Raw genomic sequence first — 16,879 nt, 5'->3', positions numbered from 1 at the left:
CCGCCCTCTTGTTTTCGCAGGTCTTCGTCGCCTGCTTGGTCAAAGGGGCTGCGCTGCGGCCCCCGATCAATCGTGCAGCGTCTGCTGTAATGCCACCCCCGCGCCCAGCAGTCCAGAGAATTCTGCGGTGACCAGCCACACCGGCACGCCGGCGAAGTAGCCACTCATGCAACCCTTGTCGGCGAAGCTGGTGGCAAAGCCGCTGCGCAGAAACAATTCGGCGAAGCGCGGAATGACGCCGCCGACAATATAAACCCCGCCACGCGCGCCCAGGGTCAGGACATTGTTACCGGCCACGCGCCCGAGGAAGCGACAGAACTGCTCGACCACCGCCAGCGCCCGCGGCTCGCCGCCCAGGGCCGCATCGGTGATCTGCGCCGGGGTCTGGTGTCGCGGTGTGTCGCCATCGATGACGCACATGGCCTGGTACAGACGCACCAGCCCGCCACCACTGAGTACGGTCTCGGCACTGACATGCCCGATCTGGCCATGGATCTGCTGATGAATCGCCGCTTCACGGGCATTGCCCACCGGCAGGTCGACATGCCCGCCTTCGCCGGGCAGCGCCTGCCAGCGCCGTTCGCCCACGCGCAGCAGCGAGCCTACGCCCAGCCCGGTGCCCGGGCCAATCACCAAGGCCGGACGCAACGGATCGGCCTGGCCTGGACACACCTCGCGGTACTCGCCCTGGCGCAGCCGGGTCATGCCCAGCGCCATGGCGGTGAAATCGTTGATCAATACCAGGTGCTCGACCTGCAGCCTGCTGCAAAAGGCGCTGCGGCTCAACCGCCAGTGGTTGTTGGTGAAGCGAAATTCATCGCCGTCGACCGGGCCTGCCACCGCCAGGCAGACCGCCCTGAGTTGACCACGGACGATGCCGTGGCCTTCGAGGTAGGTTTCGATGGCTTGCTCGGGACTGGTGTAGTCCGCCGTCGCAAAGACCTGGACTTCGTGCAGCTGATTGTCACGCCACACAGCAAAACGGGCATTGGTGCCACCGATGTCGCCAACCAGCAGGTCCTTCATTTGAGGTTCTCCAGAGCCGAGGTGAAGGCGCTCGCGCCCTGCTCGGCCGGGCTGAACGCCATGCGCATGAAGCCGAACAGCTCACGGCCGCAGCCCAGGTCGTTGCCCTGGGGCGCGGCTGGCAGGTCACGACTGGCCAGCTCTTCGGCCGACACCATCACCTGCAACGTGCCTTCGACGCCATCGACCCGTACCCTATCACCATCGCGCAATCTTGCCAGCGGCCCACCATCGAACGCTTCCGGGCAGACATGAATGGCCGCCGGGATCTTGCCCGAAGCGCCCGACATGCGCCCGTCGGTCACCAGCGCCACCTGGTAGCCGCGGTCCTGCAGCACGCCCAGGTAAGGCGTCAGCTTGTGCAGCTCGGGCATGCCGTTGCAGCGCGGGCCCTGGAAGCGCACCACGGCCACGAAATCGCACTCCAGGTCGCCGGCTTTGAACGCCTCGGCCAACGACTGCTGATCGTGGAAGATCCGTGCCGGAGCCTCGACCACTCGGTGCTCCGGCGCCACCGCCGATACCTTCATCACGCCGCGGCCCAGGTTGCCTTGCATGACGCGCAACCCGCCCTCGGCCGAGAACGGCCGCGCCACTGGGCGCAGGATGGTCTCATCGAGACTCTGCTGCGGGCCTTCGCGCCATACCAGTTTGCCGTTATCGAGGAACGGCTCCTGGGTGTAGCGGCGCAGGCCATGACCGGCCACGGTGTTGACGTCCTCATGCAGCAACCCGGCATCGAGCAGCTCGCGGATCAGGAACGCCATGCCGCCGGCAGCCTGGAAGTGGTTGATGTCGGCCTTGCCGTTGGGGTAGACGTGGGACAGGGTCGGCACCACTTCGGAGAGTTCGGCCATGTCCTGCCAGGTGAGCTGAATACCCGCCGCCTGGGCGATCGCCGGGATGTGCAGGGTGTGGTTGGTCGAGCCCCCAGTGGCATGCAGGGCGACGATGGCGTTGACCAGGGCCTTTTCATCGACGATTTCACCCAGCGGCATGAAGTTGCCGCTGGCCTTGGTCATGCGCGTGACCTGCTGCGCCGCCTCGGCGGTCAGGGCATCGCGCAGCGGCGTATAGGGGTTGACGAACGAGGCGCCTGGCAGGTGCAGGCCCATTACTTCCATGACCAACTGGTTGGTGTTGGCGGTGCCGTAGAAGGTGCAGGTGCCGGGGCTGTGGTAGGAGTTCATTTCCGACTCCAGCAACTCCTCGCGGCTGGCCTTGCCCTCGGCATAGCGCTGGCGCACGTCGGCCTTCTGCTTGTTGGAGATGCCCGAGACCATCGGCCCGCCGGGTACGAACACGGTCGGCAGGTGACCGAAACGCAACGCCCCCATCATCAGGCCAGGCACGATCTTGTCGCAGATGCCCAGCATCAGGGCGGCGTCGAACATGTTGTGCGACAGCGCAACGGCGGTAGACATGGCGATCACTTCGCGGCTGGCGATGGCCAGCTCCATGCCCGGTTCGCCCTGGGTGACACCATCGCACATGGCCGGCACCCCGCCAGCGAACTGGCCGACCGAACCGACGTCGCGCAGCGCCTGTTTGATCTGTTCGGGGAAGTGCAGGTAGGGCTGGTGGGCCGAAAGCATGTCGTTGTAGGCCGAGACGATGGCGACGTTGGCCGCATTCATCAGGCGCAGGGTCTGCTTGTCGTCGCTGCCACAACCCGCCACGCCGTGGGCGAAGTTGGCGCATTGCAGGCTGGCCCGCATGGGTCCGTCACTGGCCGCGCCACGAATCAGCTGCAGGTAGCGTGCGCGGGTGGCACGGCTGCGTTCGATCAGCCGTTGGGTGACCTCAAGGATGCGCGGGTGCATGTACTGGACTCCAGGCTATGGGTAAGGGCGGTTTGCCAGGCGTTTCCCCTTCCAGCGAATGCCGCCTAGGCTCAAGGCAGGGGCGGGTCGCAGCGTCAGGAAAGGCGATGCGCCTAACCGCTCGTTGTATATTTAAACAAAATACTGCCATCAAAAAGGCTTGTTTTCTATCGGAGAGTGAATAATCTTGTAATTCCAACAACAAAACCGTTTCAGTGAAGCTACTTTGTGCCACAGGTTTCACTTCGACCGCCAGAGGTACTGCCATGACTCTACGTATCGCCATCAACGGATTCGGCCGCATTGGTCGCAACGTCCTGCGCGCACTGTATACCCAAGGCTACCGCCAAGACCTTCAGGTCGTCGCCATCAACGACCTGGGCGACAGTGCGATGAACGCTCACCTGCTCAAATATGACAGCGTGCACGGCGCGTTCGATGCACAGGTCGAAGCCGACCATGAAAGCCTGACGGTCAACTGTGACCGAATCGCCGTGAGCGCCATCCGCAATCCTGCCGAGTTGCCGTGGAAAGCCGAAGCGATCGACGTGGTGTTCGAGTGCACCGGGCTGTTCACCGAGCGCGCCAAGGCTGCTGCGCATCTGGCCGCCGGCGCCGGCAAGGTGATCGTCTCGGCGCCGGGCAAAGGCGTCGATGCAACCGTGGTCTACGGCGTCAACCACGATATTCTGCGCGCCTCGCACCAGGTGATTTCCAACGCGTCGTGCACCACCAACTGCCTGGCACCGATCGCCCAGGTGTTGCACCGCGAGTTCGGCATCGAACAGGGGCTGATGACCACCATTCACGCCTACACCAACGACCAGGTGCTGACCGATGTCTACCACAGCGACCCCTACCGTGCCCGCTCGGCGACCCAATCGATGATCCCCAGCAAGACCGGCGCCGCCGAGGCGGTTGGCCTGGTGCTACCGGAATTGGCCGGCAAACTCACCGGCATGGCGGTGCGGGTGCCGGTCATCAATGTGTCGTTGGTCGATCTGACGGTGAACCTCAAGCGCGAAGCGACTGCCGAGCAGGTCAATCAAGTGTTCCTGGAGGCGAGCAGGCATTCCAAGGTGCTGGGCTACAATGCCCTGCCACTGGTGTCATGCGACTTCAACCACAACCCGCTGTCGTCGATCTTCGATGCCAATCACACCCGAGCAGAGGGTCGCATGGTCAAGGTCCTGGCCTGGTATGACAACGAGTGGGGGTTCTCCAACCGCATGCTGGATAACTGCCTGGCACTGGCACACGCCAAGTAGGCTGGGCGACCCAAAGATTTTCCAGGGCTGGGAGACTCGAGCGCCGCCTGGGTGGCGCTTGGTCGGCCCTGCAGCCGCGTTACGATCTTTACCTTTTGCTAACACATCCGCGCTTGACCTGATGAGCAGATGATAAGCATTATCATTAGCTTTTCATCGGTCAGGTTTCCCCGTGAGTCAGTCCCGGTTCAACGCTGTCTTCGTCACTCAGCGCCTGTCGCTGCTGCGTACCTTGCAGCGCATGGTGAGCAACCCCAGCACCGCTGAGGACCTGCTGCAGGAAACCTACCTCAGGGTATCGCGGGCCTTGCGCGAGCGCCCAGTGGAACATCTCGAACCTTTCGTCTTCCAGACCGCACGCAACCTCGCCCTGGACCACCTGCGCAGTCGCCGCGCACAGGCGCGCATGCTGGTCGACGATGTGCCCGAGGAGGTCCTGCACAATGTCGCCGCGCCGTTGGGCAGCAGCGAAGACGCCGCACACGCCGAGCAATTGCTCAAGCATCTGAGCGTCAGCCTCAATCAATTGACTGAGCGCCAACGGCGCATTTTCATGCTCAGCCGTGTGCATGGCGCCAGCTACCAGGAGATCGCCGAACAGCTCAAGGTCTCGCCAAGCACGGTGCAAAAGGAGCTGAAGCTGATCATGGCGATCTGCATGGGTGTGGCCGAGCGCCTGCGCTGAGCCGACCGCTGGCCCTGGAGATGCGGCGCAGCCCTTGCCATGCCCGGCGCAAGCCTTGATGATTCGCAAAAACCTGCAAGGACCCACTGTGACCGACTGCCCCGTGCCTCGCCCAACCGCCAGCGAGCCCGACGCCCGCGCCCGCGCCCGCGCGCTGGACGAGGCACTGGACTGGCTGCTGCGCCTGCAAGGCGCCAGCAGCGCCGACACCCTTGCCTTCGAGCAGTGGCTCAGCGCAGCGCCCGAGAACGCCGAAGCCTACGTTCAGGCCGAGGCCTTGTGGAACGGCGCACCGCTGCGTCAGGCGGCCGTGCAGCTGCAGCAACGGCAGCGCCGCTCCCTGCGCGGCCGCCTGTGCGCCTACCGCAAGCCGCTGGCCGCCGCCGCCGTGCTGCTGATCGGGCTGGTGAGCTTCGGCAACCTGCCAGTGCGCCTGCAGGCCGATCACCTGACCGTGGTCGGCGAACGGCAGCGCCTTTCGCTCGACGGCGGCGCCCAGGTGCTGCTCAATACCGACTCGGCGTTTGCCAGTGACCAGCGCAGCGGAAGGCAGGTGGCGCGCCTGCTGCAAGGTGAAGCGTACTTCCAGGTGCCGGGCGGTGCGCAGCCTGCGTTGGAAGTCCGAGCTGGCCCGCTGCGGGCGCAGGTCCGCGATACCGATTTTGCCGTGCGCTACCTCGACGGCGAGACCGAGGTCCGCGTGCAACGCGGCGACGTCGACCTGCAAGGCAACCGCGACCAGCGTATCCGTCTGCGCGCCGGCGAGAGCATCAGCGTCGGCCCGCAGGGTTTTGGCCAACGTCAACGCCCAGACATGCACAAGGACCTGGCCTGGATCGATGGTCGCCTGGTGTTCGAGAACTGCCCAATGAGCCAGGTGCTGGCCGAACTTCGGCGCTACTACCCTGGCTGGATCATCAACCACAACAGCCACCTCGAAGACATGGCGGTCACCGGCAACTACCGCCTCGATCAGCCGCTGGAAACCTTGCGGGCACTGGCGCACATCACCTCGGCGCAGCTGCATGAGTTTCCTGCCGTGGTCATCATCAATTGAGCTGAACGTTTTTTTACGCGATTGCGCAGCCTCATGCGTCTCGTTATAGCCAATGCAACTGATTCTTGTTCATACCAAGATCGGTCAACACCTATAACAGTTCGCGCGACAGGGAGCGCTTTCGATGTCCACAGGTTCGTCTTGCCCAACCACCTTTCCCCGCCGTACCGGGCAACTGTCACTGCTGACCCTGGCGTTACTTGCCAGCGGCGCCTGCAGCTTGCCGGTGCTGGCTGCTCAGCCGGCCGAGGCCAGCAGCCCGCGCATGGGCGCCTACCGCTTCGACATCGGCCAGCAACCGCTGGTCGAGGCGATCAACGCGTTTAGTCAGATCACCGGCTGGCAGGTCGGTTTCAGCGCCGAGCTGGCCAGCGGCATCGCCTCGCCCGGGGTACGCGGATCGCTCCCGCCCGATGCCGCGCTCAAGCGCCTGCTGCAAGGAACCGGGCTTGGGGTGCGCAAGATCGGCGATGCCAATGTGGTGCTCGAGCGCCAAGCGCCGGGCAACGTCGTGGCCCTGCAACAACTCACCGTCAGCGCCACCCGCAGCGCCCAGGACGTCACCCTGGTGCCCAGCACCGTGAGCGTGCAGACCCGCGAGCAACTGGACCGGCAGAACGTCAACGACATCCACGCACTGGTGCGCTATGAACCGGGCGTTTCCGTCGCCGGCACCGGTCAGCGCAGCGGTCTCAATGGCTATAACATTCGCGGGATCGACGGCGAGCGGGTGCTGACGCAGATTGACGGCGTATCGATTCCGGACAGCTTCTTCTACGGGCCCTATGCCCAGACCCAGCGCAACTATGTCGACCCCGAGATCGTCAAACGCGTGGAGATCCTCCGTGGCCCCGCTTCGGTGCTGTACGGCAGCAACGCCATCGGCGGCGCGGTCAGCTACTTCACCCTCGACCCAGAAGACATCATCAAGCCGGGCAAAGACGTCGGCGCTCGTCTGAAGACTGGCTACAGCTCGGCCGACGACAGCTGGCTGAAATCGGCCAGCGTGGCAGGGCGCCAAGGCGAGTTCGACGGGCTGTTGCACCTGAGCCAGCGCGACGGGCACGAAATGGAGTCTTACGGCGGCCACGGCGGCACGGGGCTGTCGCGCACCGAGGCCAATCCGGAAGATGCGCGGACCACCAATGTGCTGGCCAAACTGGGTTGGGATTACGCCGATGAGGCGCGTCTGGCCCTGACTTACGAGCGCTACAAGGATGACCGCGACCAGAATGTCCTCAGCGCCGTGGGTGGGCCGTTCATTCCCGGTTTCAGGGCGATGGATTACTACAAAGCGCGAAGCGGCAACGATACCGTGACCCGCGAACGCTTCGGCATCCTTCATGATTTCGCTGTGGATACGCAGTTTGCCGATCATATCAAGTGGAGTCTCAACTACCAGATCGCCAAGACCGACCAACGCACCGAAGAGCTTTATTCGCCTCCGGGGCGCCAGGTGTTGCGCACTCGCGATACCACATACAAAGATCGCCAGTGGGTGTTCGACGCTCAACTGGACAAAGCCTTCAGCATCGGCGAGAGCGACCATCTGCTGACCTATGGCACCACCCTCAAGCACGAGAAGGTCACCGGCTCGCGCAGCGGTAATGGCGTGTGCGTGGCGGTCAGTGGCGCTTGCCGCGCGATTGGCCAGGTAAGCGGCACCGATGTGCAGGCGCAGGTCAGCGACTTCCCGGACCCGACGATCAATACCTACAGCCTGTTCGCCCAGGATGAGATCCGCTGGAACGACTGGACCTTCCTGCCCGGCGCTCGCTACGACTACACGCGCATGCAACCGAAATTCACCGACGCATTTCTGCGTGGCATCCAAGGCTCGGGGGCGGCGCCCGGTAGCATCGACGATGCCGACAAGACCTGGCACCGCGTTTCACCCAAGTTCGGCGTGACCTACAGCTTGGACGAGCACCACACCTGGTACGCTCAGTACGCCGAAGGCTTCCGCACGCCGACCGCCAAGTCCATGTACGGCCGCTTCGACAACCCGACGCTCGGCTACAGCGTGCGCGGCAATCCAGGCCTTGAGCCTGAGAAAAGCAAAAGCTACGAAACCGGACTGCGTGGCAATTTCGACGCGGGGCACTTCGACGTCGCGGTGTTCTACAACAAGTACCGCGACTTCATCGACGAAGATGCGGTGCAGTCGGCCAACCTGCAAACCACCTTCCAGGCCAACAACATCAAGCACGCCACCATCAAGGGCGCCGAGGTCAAGGGTCGCCTGAACCTCGATCACTTCGGTGCGCCGCAGGGCTGGTACAGCCAAGGCGCCATCGCCTATGCCAATGGCCGCAACGACGACAACGGCCAGCCCCTCAATAGCGTCAACCCACTGACCGGGGTGTTTGGCCTCGGCTACGAGCAGGCGCAGTATGGCGGTCTGCTGAGCTGGACCCTGGTCAAGCGCAAGACCCGGGTCGACGACACCACGTTCTTCGCTCCGGATGGTCAGAGCACGCAGTTCCGCACACCGGGCTATGGCGTGCTCGACCTGAGCGGCTTCTACAAGGTGACCGAAGACGTCACTGTGAACGCCGGCCTGTACAACCTCACCGACAAGAAATACTGGCAATGGGATTCGGTGCGTGGCTATGACGGCCAGGGCGAGGCCGCCGTGACCCAGCCGGCCAACCTCGACCGCCTGACCCTGCCGGGTCGCAATTTCGCCATCAATGTGGTGTGGGATATCTGACCGCGGCACCGGCCCTTGCGCAGCATCAGCGCCGCACAAGGGCCGCTGATACAAGCCCGTGCACCCGTTTTTACGGTCCGAGCCCCGTTGTTTCGTCTCGTCACTAGACGCCCTCATTCACCAAGGACATTCTCATGACCGACCGCCCTGCCCTGCGCTCGCAACGTCTGAACCAGGTCACCCACGCTCCGCACGCGGAGCTGGACGCCCTGGTCAAAGCCCACGCCCCGTTCGAAAGCCGCGACAGCTTCGCCCGCTTCGTCGCCGCCCAATACCTGTTCCAGGCCGAACTCAAGGCGCTTTATAACGACCCGCAACTGATCGCCATCGTCCCGGACCTGGCCGAGCGTTGCCGGGCCGAGCAGGCGCGCCTGGACCTGGCCGACCTCAACAGCGAGGTGCCTGCCCCGGTGCCAGGCGCCCTGCATAATCCGTCACTGGCTGAAGCGTTGGGCTGGATCTTCGTCTCTGAAGGCTCCAAACTTGGCGCTGCGTTTCTGATCAAGCGCGCAGTGGCGTTGGGGCTGTCCGACAGCTTCGGCGCGCGGCACCTGGGCGAGCCGCCGGCAGGGCGTGCCGAAGGCTGGAAGCAGTTCACTCGAATCCTTGACGGCCTGGCGCTGTCGCCCGAGCAGGACGCTGGCGCCGAACGCGGTGCAGTGGCCGCCTTCGAGCGCTTCACCGAATTGCTCAAGCACGCCTATGCTGCAACACCGGCGCTGGCCTGAAACGCCCCCAAGCGGCCACCTCTTCGGTGGCCGAACGCTTTTGCAGTGAGACCATGACCCAACCTGCACGCTCGAAGATTTCCCGCCTGCTGTACGGCATCCTGGCCTACCTGAGCCTGGGCATCGGCCTGGTCGCCATCGTCATTCCGGGCCTGCCGACCACCGAATTCATCCTCCTCGCCGCCTGGGCCGCAACCCGCAGTTCGCCGCGCTTGTCCGCCTGGCTGGAAAACCACCGGCTGTTCGGGCCGATTCTCTACAACTGGCGCAATGGCAAGGTGATTCAGCGCCGCGCCAAGGTCAGTGCGACCCTGAGCATGCTGCTGTGTGCCTGCTTGATGCTGGCCTTTCTCGAACACCACTGGCCGGTGTTTCTCGCCATTACTGGCATGACCCTGGGCAATCTGTGGATCTGGTCGCGTCCGGAACGCGCCTCCCCTGCCCCGTCACAAGCTCAGCAGCCCTGAAAACAACAGGTAGGCGGCCAGTGCCGCACCGGCCAGCACCGCGGCGAAGATCAGCTTTTCCCATCCGCTGAACACGGCTTGCCCTTGCTCGTGCTTGGCCCGGGCAAACAGGATCACCCCGGGCGCGTAGAGCAGCGCCGACAGCAGCAGGTACTTGAGCCCCCCGGCGTACAGTAGCCATAGCGCATACACCAGCGCCAGCACCGCCACCAGCAGGTCCTTGCGCCGCAGCCGTGGCTGGGCCTGATAGCCTTCGCCGCGCCAGGCCAGCAGCAGCGCATAAGCCGCCGACCACAGGTAGGGCACCAGAATCATCGACGATGCCAGGTAGATCAGGCTGGTATAGGTGCCGGCAGACACCAGGGTGATCAACAGAAAGCCCTGGATCATGCTGTTGGTCAGCCACAGCGCGTTGGCCGGTACGTGGTTGGCGTTTTCCTTGGCCAGAAACCGCGGCATGGTCTTGTCACGGGCGGTGGCGTAGAGGATTTCGGCGCACAACAGCGCCCATGACAGTAGCGCTCCGAGCAACGACACTGCCAGGCCAATGCTGATCAACAACGCCCCCCAGGGCCCGACGATGTGCTCCAGCACCGAGGCCAGCGACGGATTCTGCAACTGCGCGAGTTCAGGCTGGGTCATGACCCCGAGCGACAGCACGTTGACCAGCACCAGAAGTGCCAGCACGCCCAGAAAGCCGATCACGGTGGCCTTGCCCACATCCGCACGGCGCTGCGCGCGCCCCGAGTACACGCTGGCGCCTTCGATGCCAATGAACACGAAGACGGTCACCAGCATCATGTTGCGTACCTGATCCAGCACATTGCCGAACTGCGGATTGCTCAGGCCCCAGATATCGCGGGTGAAGATGTCGGCGCGAAAGGCGAATGCGGCAATCACGATGAATATCAGCAGCGGCACCACCTTGGCGACCGTGGTCACCTGGTTGATGAACGCAGCCTCCTTGATACCGCGCAGAACCAGGAAATGCACCGCCCACAGCAGCAAGGAGGCACAGCCGATGGCCACCGGGGTGTTGCCTTCGCCGAATACCGGAAAGTAGAACCCCAAGGTGCTGAACAGCAGCACGAAATAGCCGACGTTGCCCAGCCAGGCACTGATCCAGTAACCCCAGGCAGAAGAAAAGCCCATGTAGTCGCCGAAGCCTGCCTTGGCGTAAGCGTACACGCCCGAATCGAGGTCAGGCTTGCGATTGGCCAAGGTCTGGAACACGAAGGCCAGGGCCAGCATGCCGACCGCCGTGATCGCCCAACCGATCAGCACGGCGCCAACGTCGGCGCGCGCTGCCATGTTCTGCGGCAGTGAGAAAATACCGCCGCCAATCATCGAGCCGACCACCAGCGCGATCAATGCGCCCAATCGCAGCTTGTGTCCCGGTTCGTTCATGAACTCGCCTTTGTCATGGTCTGTCACCCGATTGCAACAGCCGAAGCGCTTTAATAGCCCGAACTGTGCAAAGAAGTTAGGACATTAAAGCTATAGCACTCATAACTAGTTTGTCTAACGGCCGCACCTGATAAAAATGTCAGTTGTACGCGCTGACAAAACCGATCTAATAAAACTCATTAATTTTTAGCGGCGGTTTGCGAAGCCGTCAAAAGCAGCTAGCTTCATAAGTCCGCAGGCTAAACAGAGCGTTTGCTCTAGAGGGACAGGGAGGTGCCAGTGATCCGGCCTGCAGCCCAGCAGTCGGCACTCTCCAGGAGTCGCGTGAGGGAATATTCCTACTCCACGCTCCCGTGGACTGACCCAGATCAGATCACGGCATCGGCAACGGCGTTAGCCTGTTGTCAACTTTCTCCTGGCAGGAGTTGTTAAATGTCTGATGCTTCCGGAAAACTAAAGCTTGGCGCGTTAGTTGCGCTGGTGGTCGGTTCGATGATTGGCGGCGGTATTTTTTCGTTACCGCAAAACATGGCCGCCAGCGCTGGAGTCGGTGCGGTGCTGATCGGTTGGGCCATCACCGCAGTTGGCATGTTGACCCTGGCCTTCGTGTTCCAGACCCTGGCCAACCGCAAACCTGACCTGGATGGCGGTGTGTATGCCTATGCCAAGGCCGGTTTCGGTGACTACATGGGTTTCTCGTCCGCCTGGGGCTACTGGATCAGCGCCTGGCTGGGCAACGTCGGTTATTTCGTCCTGCTGTTCAGCACCCTGGGCTACTTCTTCCCACTCTTTGGCGAGGGCAACACGCCGGCGGCGATCATTGGCGCCTCCATCCTGCTATGGGCCGTGCACTTTCTGGTGCTGCGCGGGATCAAGGAAGCCGCCTTCATCAACCTGGTCACCACGGTGGCCAAGGTCGTGCCGCTGGTGCTGTTCGCGCTGATCTGCCTGTTCGCCTTCAGGCTCGACATCTTCACTGCCGACATCTGGGGCCTGGGCACGCCAGAGCTGGGCAGCGTGATGAACCAGGTGCGCAACATGATGCTGGTCACCGTCTGGGTGTTCATCGGCATCGAGGGGGCAAGCATCTTCTCGTCACGGGCGGAAAAACGCTCGGACGTGGGCAAGGCTACGGTCATCGGCTTCATCACCGTGCTGTTGTTCCTGGTACTGGTCAACGTGTTGTCGCTGGGCATCATGACCCAGCCAGAGCTGGCTGGCCTGCAGAACCCATCGATGGCCGCGGTGCTGGAACACGTGGTCGGGCATTGGGGCGCGGTGTTGATCAGCGTCGGCTTGATCATCTCGCTGCTCGGGGCGCTGCTGTCGTGGGTGCTGCTGTGCGCGGAGATCATGTTCGCCGCCGCCAAGGATCACACCATGCCGGAGTTCCTGCGCCGTGAAAACGCCAACCAGGTGCCGGCTAACGCGCTGTGGCTGACCAACGCCATGGTGCAGATCTTCCTGGTCATCACCTTGTTCTCCAGCAGTACCTACTTATCGCTGATCTACCTGGCGACCTCGATGATCCTGGTGCCGTATCTGTGGTCGGCGGCCTACGCGTTCCTGCTGGCCCTGCGCAGCGAAACCTATGAGCAAGCCCTGGCCGAACGCAAGAAAGACCTGTTCATCGGCGCCATCGCCCTGGCCTACGCCATCTGGCTGCTGTACGCCGGCGGCGTGAAATACCTGCTGCTCTCGGCCCTGCTGTATGCCCCCGGCGCGATCCTGTTCGCCAAGGCCAAGCGCGAAGTGGGCCAGCCGATCTTCACCCAGGTGGAAAAGCTGATCTTCGCCGCCGTGGTCATCGGTGCCCTGGTGGCAGCCTACGGCCTGTACGACGGCTTCCTTACCCTCTGAACCCCGTTTTCGCTTACTTGGAGGAATGAAAATCATGTCCGCTGAAAAGTCCGCTGAAAAACAGAAGTACGGTGTCCACTCCGAAGCCGGCAAGCTGCGCAAGGTGATGGTCTGCGCCCCGGGCCTTGCACACAAGCGCCTGACCCCGAGCAACTGCGACGAGCTGCTGTTCGATGATGTGATCTGGGTCGACCAGGCCAAGCGCGACCATTTCGACTTCGTCACCAAGATGCGCGAACGCGGGGTCGAGGTGCTGGAAATGCACAACCTGCTGACCGACATCGTTCAGCAGCCCGAGGCGCTGAGCTGGATCCTCGAGCGCAAGATCACCGACGATACCGTCGGCGTGGGTTTGCGTAACGAAGTGCGTAGCTGGCTAGAGGGCCTGGAGCCGCGTCATCTGGCCGAGTTCCTGATCGGCGGGGTCGCAGGTCAGGACCTGCCACAAAGCGAAAGCGCCGATGTGGTCAAGATGTACAACGAGTACCTGGGCCACTCCAGCTTCATCCTGCCGCCGCTGCCCAACACCCAGTTCACCCGTGACACCACCTGCTGGATTTACGGCGGTGTAACGCTGAACCCGATGTACTGGCCGGCACGCCGCCAGGAAACCTTGCTCACCACTGCCATCTACAAGTTCCACCCGCAGTTCACCAACGCCGATTTCGAAATCTGGTACGGCGACCCGGACAAGGAGCATGGCCAATCCACCCTCGAAGGTGGTGACGTGATGCCGATCGGCAATGGCATCGTGCTCATCGGCATGGGCGAACGTACCTCGCGCCAGGCCATCGGCCAATTGGCCCGCAACCTGTTCGCCAAAGGCGCAGTGCGCGAAGTGGTAGTCGCCGGTCTGCCGAAGTCGCGCGCAGCCATGCACCTGGACACCGTATTCAGCTTCTGCGACCGCGACCTGGTGACGGTCTTCCCGGAAGTGGTCAAGGACATCGTGCCGTTCATCATCCGGCCGGATGAAAGCAAGCCTTACGGCATGGACGTGCGCCGCGAGCACAAGTCGTTCATCGACGTGGTGGGCGAACGGCTCGGGGTCCAGCTGCGGGTCGTCGAGACCGGTGGCAACAGCTTCGCCGCCGAACGCGAACAGTGGGATGACGGCAACAACGTGGTAGCCCTGGAGCCCGGCGTGGTCATCGGCTACGACCGTAACACCTATACCAACACCCTGCTGCGCAAAGCCGGTATCGAAGTCATCACCATCAGTGCCGGCGAACTGGGCCGCGGCCGCGGCGGCGGCCACTGCATGACCTGCCCGATCGTGCGCGACCCCATCGATTACTAACGTCCATCACGCCCGGCCGCACCTACCCGGTAGCGGCCGGGACATCACCGAATCCAAGGAGAACTGTCATGGCGTTCAATATTCACAATCGCAACCTGCTCAGCCTCGAACACCACACCACCCGCGAGCTCAAGTACCTGCTGGACCTGTCCCGCGACCTCAAGCGGGCCAAGTACACCGGTACCGAACAGCAGCACCTCAAAGGCAACAACATCGCCTTGATCTTCGAAAAAACCTCGACCCGCACCCGCTGCGCCTTCGAAGTCGCCGCCTACGATCAAGGCGCCAACGTGACCTACATCGACCCGAACTCCTCGCAGATCGGCCACAAGGAAAGCATGAAGGACACCGCCCGCGTGCTCGGGCGCATGTACGATGCCATCGAGTACCGTGGCTTCAAGCAGGAGATCGTCGAGGAACTGGCCAAATTCGCCGGCGTTCCGGTGTTCAATGGCCTGACCGATGAGTACCACCCGACCCAGATGATCGCCGACGTGCTGACCATGCGCGAACACAGCGACAAGCCGCTGCATGACATCAGCTACGCCTACCTGGGCGACGCGCGCAACAACATGGGTAATTCGTTGCTGCTGATCGGCGCCAAGCTGGGCATGGATGTGCGCATCGCCGCGCCCAAGGACCTGTGGCCGCACGATGACCTGGTGCAGCGCTGCAAGCAGTACGCCGAAGAAAGCGGCGCGCGCATCACCCTGACTGAAGACGCCAAGGCGGCGGTCAAGGGCGTCGACTTCATCCATACCGACGTCTGGGTGTCGATGGGCGAGCCGATCGAAGCCTGGGGCGAGCGCATCAAGTTGCTCAAGCCTTACCAGGTGAACAAGGAGCTGATGAAAGCCAGCGGCAACCCACGTACCAAGTTCATGCACTGCCTGCCAGCCTTCCACAACTCCGAGACCAAGGTCGGCAAGCAGATCGCCGAGCAATATCCGGACCTGGCCAACGGTATCGAGGTGACTGACGACGTGTTCGAGTCGCCAGCCTGCATCGCCTTCGAGCAGGCGGAAAACCGCATGCACACCATCAAGGCCATCCTCGTATCGACCCTGGCCGACCTCTGAACTACTGCTGCGCGTGGCAAGCTGCGAGCGGCAAGACACAGCGCGCGCAGCCTGCCGCTTGCAGCTCCTGCAAAGGACATTTCCCATGCGTATCGTTGTTGCATTGGGCGGCAACGCCCTGCTGCGTCGCGGCGAACCCATGACCGCTGACAATCAGCGAGCCAATATCCGTACCGCCACCGAGCAGATCGCCAAGATCCACCCGGGCAACCAATTGGTCATTGCCCATGGCAACGGCCCCCAGGTGGGTCTGCTGGCCCTGCAAGGGCTGTCCTACAAGCCTGACGAGGCCTATCCGCTGGACGTGCTGGGCGCTGAGACCGAGGGCATGATCGGCTACATGATCGAACAGGAACTGGGCAACCTGCTGGACTTCGAAGTGCCGTTCGCTACCCTGCTCACCCAGGTGGAGGTCGACGCCAATGATCCAGCGTTCAAGGACCCCAGCAAGTTCATCGGCCCGGTCTACGGCAAGGAAGAAGCCGAACGCTTGGCCAAGGATAAAGGCTGGGTAGTCAAGGCCGACGGCGACAAGTACCGCCGCGTGGTTGCCAGCCCAAAACCCAAGCGCATCTTCGAAATCCGCCCGATCAAGTGGCTGCTGGAGAAAGGCAGTATCGTGATCTGTGCCGGTGGTGGCGGTATTCCCACCCTGTACGATGAAACCCGGAAGCTCAAAGGCATCGAGGCGGTGATCGACAAGGACCTCTGCTCGGCACTGTTGGCCGAGCAGCTGGAAGCCGACCTGCTGGTCATCGCCACCGACGTCGATGCCGCCTACATCGACTGGGGCAAGCCGACGCAGAAGGCCATCGCCCAGGCTCATCCTGACGAACTCGAGCGTCTGGGCTTCGCAGCAGGGTCAATGGGGCCGAAGGTACAGGCGGCGTGTGATTTCGCACGTCACACCGGCAAGGTGGCAGTGATCAGCTCGCTGGAGAATATCGAACACATCGTCAAAGGCACTGCGGGAACTCGGGTGAGCACCGAAAAGCCGGGCATCAGCTACCGTTGAATGCACTGGGCGGGCTCGCCAGGGCCCGCCAATTCAATTTATCCGAGGAGTCTGCCATGGCAAAGTTTGAACCAGGCCACGTGCACATCGAACGCACCGCGCTGAACAACAGCGATCACAGCTATGACCTGACCATCGAGTACAAAGCGGTCACCGATGACAAGGAAGGACGGGGCATCGCGTTCCACATGCATGGCAGCATCGAAGGCCAGCCGGTGGATGAACAGTATTTCCTGGCCAAGGATCAGGTGCTGCCAAGCTTTCTGATGGTGCTCAGCCGCAAGGCTCAACACTACCTCACCCCACCGAAAAAATTCGAAACCCTGGCCTCGCCACACAAGATCTACGATGCGATGTTCGAAGACATCCGGCAGAAACTGGAGGTGAAGTCCGGCGACCCGATCAAACCTGAACATCTGCAGTGATTTGCAACTCTGGGGCTATTACTGCA

At 62.6% G+C, this 16,879-nt stretch carries 14 protein-coding genes; 11 read left to right on the top strand and 3 right to left on the bottom strand.

Annotated elements, in window-relative coordinates; genetic code table 11:
* Positions 1 to 66: 66 nt before the first annotated feature.
* Entirely contained in the window at positions 67 to 1,026 is a 960-nt protein-coding gene (locus tag ACLEJW_RS01690; RefSeq protein ID WP_145185357.1) for a glucokinase, read from the bottom strand.
* Positions 1,023 to 2,849 (bottom strand): phosphogluconate dehydratase, encoded by a 1,827-nt coding sequence (gene edd, locus ACLEJW_RS01685; protein WP_440776897.1) that lies wholly within the window; start codon positions 2,847 to 2,849, stop codon positions 1,023 to 1,025. The genes ACLEJW_RS01690 and edd overlap by 4 nt, the downstream gene beginning before the upstream one ends.
* Positions 2,850 to 3,115: 266 nt before the next feature.
* On the opposite strand from edd, the gene gap reads away from it, so the two are divergent.
* The 6 genes from gap to ACLEJW_RS01655 all read left to right on the top strand — a co-directional run bounded on the left by gap (position 3,116) and on the right by ACLEJW_RS01655 (position 9,767).
* Positions 3,116 to 4,117, top strand: coding sequence for a type I glyceraldehyde-3-phosphate dehydrogenase (gene gap / locus ACLEJW_RS01680; protein ID WP_440776896.1), 1,002 nt, complete (start codon positions 3,116 to 3,118; stop codon positions 4,115 to 4,117).
* 172 nt (positions 4,118 to 4,289) lie between these two features.
* Positions 4,290 to 4,802, top strand: a complete 513-nt coding sequence (locus ACLEJW_RS01675) for an RNA polymerase sigma factor (RefSeq protein WP_313295644.1) — start codon at positions 4,290 to 4,292, stop codon at positions 4,800 to 4,802.
* A gap of 88 nt (positions 4,803 to 4,890) precedes the next feature.
* The gene (locus ACLEJW_RS01670; protein WP_440776895.1) at positions 4,891 to 5,859 is read left to right on the top strand and encodes a FecR family protein; all 969 of its coding nucleotides are present in this window, start codon (positions 4,891 to 4,893) and stop codon (positions 5,857 to 5,859) included.
* 124 nt (positions 5,860 to 5,983) lie between these two features.
* Positions 5,984 to 8,572: a TonB-dependent receptor gene (locus ACLEJW_RS01665; RefSeq protein ID WP_440776894.1), complete on the top strand. Its 2,589-nt coding sequence runs from the start codon at positions 5,984 to 5,986 to the stop codon at positions 8,570 to 8,572.
* 134 nt (positions 8,573 to 8,706) lie between these two features.
* Positions 8,707 to 9,300, top strand: coding sequence for a biliverdin-producing heme oxygenase (locus ACLEJW_RS01660; RefSeq protein ID WP_313295638.1), 594 nt, complete (start codon positions 8,707 to 8,709; stop codon positions 9,298 to 9,300).
* A 53-nt stretch (positions 9,301 to 9,353) separates the two neighbouring features.
* Positions 9,354 to 9,767 carry a YbaN family protein gene (locus tag ACLEJW_RS01655; protein ID WP_313295636.1) on the top strand — a complete coding sequence of 138 codons (414 nt, stop codon included), beginning with the start codon at positions 9,354 to 9,356 and terminating at the stop codon, positions 9,765 to 9,767.
* Here ACLEJW_RS01655 and arcD (ACLEJW_RS01650) read toward each other — a convergent pair.
* A complete protein-coding gene (arcD, locus tag ACLEJW_RS01650; protein WP_440776893.1) occupies positions 9,747 to 11,174 on the bottom strand; it encodes an arginine-ornithine antiporter in 1,428 nt (475 codons plus the stop codon). The genes ACLEJW_RS01655 and arcD (ACLEJW_RS01650) overlap by 21 nt on opposite strands.
* Positions 11,175 to 11,606: 432 nt before the next feature.
* Between arcD (ACLEJW_RS01650) and arcD (ACLEJW_RS01645) the strand changes: the two genes are divergently transcribed.
* The 5 genes from arcD (ACLEJW_RS01645) (at position 11,607) to ACLEJW_RS01625 (ending at position 16,853) form a co-directional block, all read left to right on the top strand.
* A complete protein-coding gene (arcD, locus tag ACLEJW_RS01645) occupies positions 11,607 to 13,034 on the top strand; it encodes an arginine-ornithine antiporter (protein ID WP_313456058.1) in 1,428 nt (475 codons plus the stop codon).
* Positions 13,035 to 13,068: 34 nt separating this feature from the next.
* Positions 13,069 to 14,334 carry an arginine deiminase gene (gene arcA, locus ACLEJW_RS01640; RefSeq protein WP_313295630.1) on the top strand — a complete coding sequence of 422 codons (1,266 nt, stop codon included), beginning with the start codon at positions 13,069 to 13,071 and terminating at the stop codon, positions 14,332 to 14,334.
* 68 nt (positions 14,335 to 14,402) lie between these two features.
* A complete protein-coding gene (locus ACLEJW_RS01635) occupies positions 14,403 to 15,413 on the top strand; it encodes an ornithine carbamoyltransferase (RefSeq protein ID WP_145185324.1) in 1,011 nt (336 codons plus the stop codon).
* A gap of 85 nt (positions 15,414 to 15,498) precedes the next feature.
* A complete protein-coding gene (arcC, locus tag ACLEJW_RS01630) occupies positions 15,499 to 16,428 on the top strand; it encodes a carbamate kinase (RefSeq protein WP_313295627.1) in 930 nt (309 codons plus the stop codon).
* 56 nt (positions 16,429 to 16,484) lie between these two features.
* Entirely contained in the window at positions 16,485 to 16,853 is a 369-nt protein-coding gene (locus tag ACLEJW_RS01625; protein WP_145185318.1) for a DUF5064 family protein, read from the top strand.
* The last annotated feature ends 26 nt before the right edge of the window (positions 16,854 to 16,879 follow it).

Origin of the sequence: Pseudomonas sp. SMSB3 (genome assembly GCF_052041965.1) — a bacterium.
Classification (GTDB): Bacteria; Pseudomonadota; Gammaproteobacteria; order Pseudomonadales; family Pseudomonadaceae; genus Aquipseudomonas.
Note: the sequence above shows the minus strand (reverse complement) of the source record. Positions and strands in the feature narration are given on the sequence as shown.

Bases quoted from the DNA above. Each gene is read 5' to 3' on its own strand.
- arcC (WP_313295627.1), top strand. From the start codon at position 15,499: ATGCGTATCGTTGTTGCATTGGGCGGCAACGCCCTGCTGCGTCGCGGC.
- gap (WP_440776896.1), top strand. From the start codon at position 3,116: ATGACTCTACGTATCGCCATCAACGGATTCGGCCGCATTGGTCGCAAC.
- ACLEJW_RS01660 (WP_313295638.1), top strand. From the start codon at position 8,707: ATGACCGACCGCCCTGCCCTGCGCTCGCAACGTCTGAACCAGGTCACC.
- ACLEJW_RS01690 (WP_145185357.1), bottom strand. From the start codon at position 1,026: ATGAAGGACCTGCTGGTTGGCGACATCGGTGGCACCAATGCCCGTTTT.
- ACLEJW_RS01635 (WP_145185324.1), top strand. From the start codon at position 14,403: ATGGCGTTCAATATTCACAATCGCAACCTGCTCAGCCTCGAACACCAC.
- ACLEJW_RS01665 (WP_440776894.1), top strand. From the start codon at position 5,984: ATGTCCACAGGTTCGTCTTGCCCAACCACCTTTCCCCGCCGTACCGGG.
- arcA (WP_313295630.1), top strand. From the start codon at position 13,069: ATGTCCGCTGAAAAGTCCGCTGAAAAACAGAAGTACGGTGTCCACTCC.
- ACLEJW_RS01655 (WP_313295636.1), top strand. From the start codon at position 9,354: ATGACCCAACCTGCACGCTCGAAGATTTCCCGCCTGCTGTACGGCATC.
- ACLEJW_RS01625 (WP_145185318.1), top strand. From the start codon at position 16,485: ATGGCAAAGTTTGAACCAGGCCACGTGCACATCGAACGCACCGCGCTG.
- arcD (WP_313456058.1), top strand. From the start codon at position 11,607: ATGTCTGATGCTTCCGGAAAACTAAAGCTTGGCGCGTTAGTTGCGCTG.
- arcD (WP_440776893.1), bottom strand. From the start codon at position 11,174: ATGAACGAACCGGGACACAAGCTGCGATTGGGCGCATTGATCGCGCTG.
- edd (WP_440776897.1), bottom strand. From the start codon at position 2,849: ATGCACCCGCGCATCCTTGAGGTCACCCAACGGCTGATCGAACGCAGC.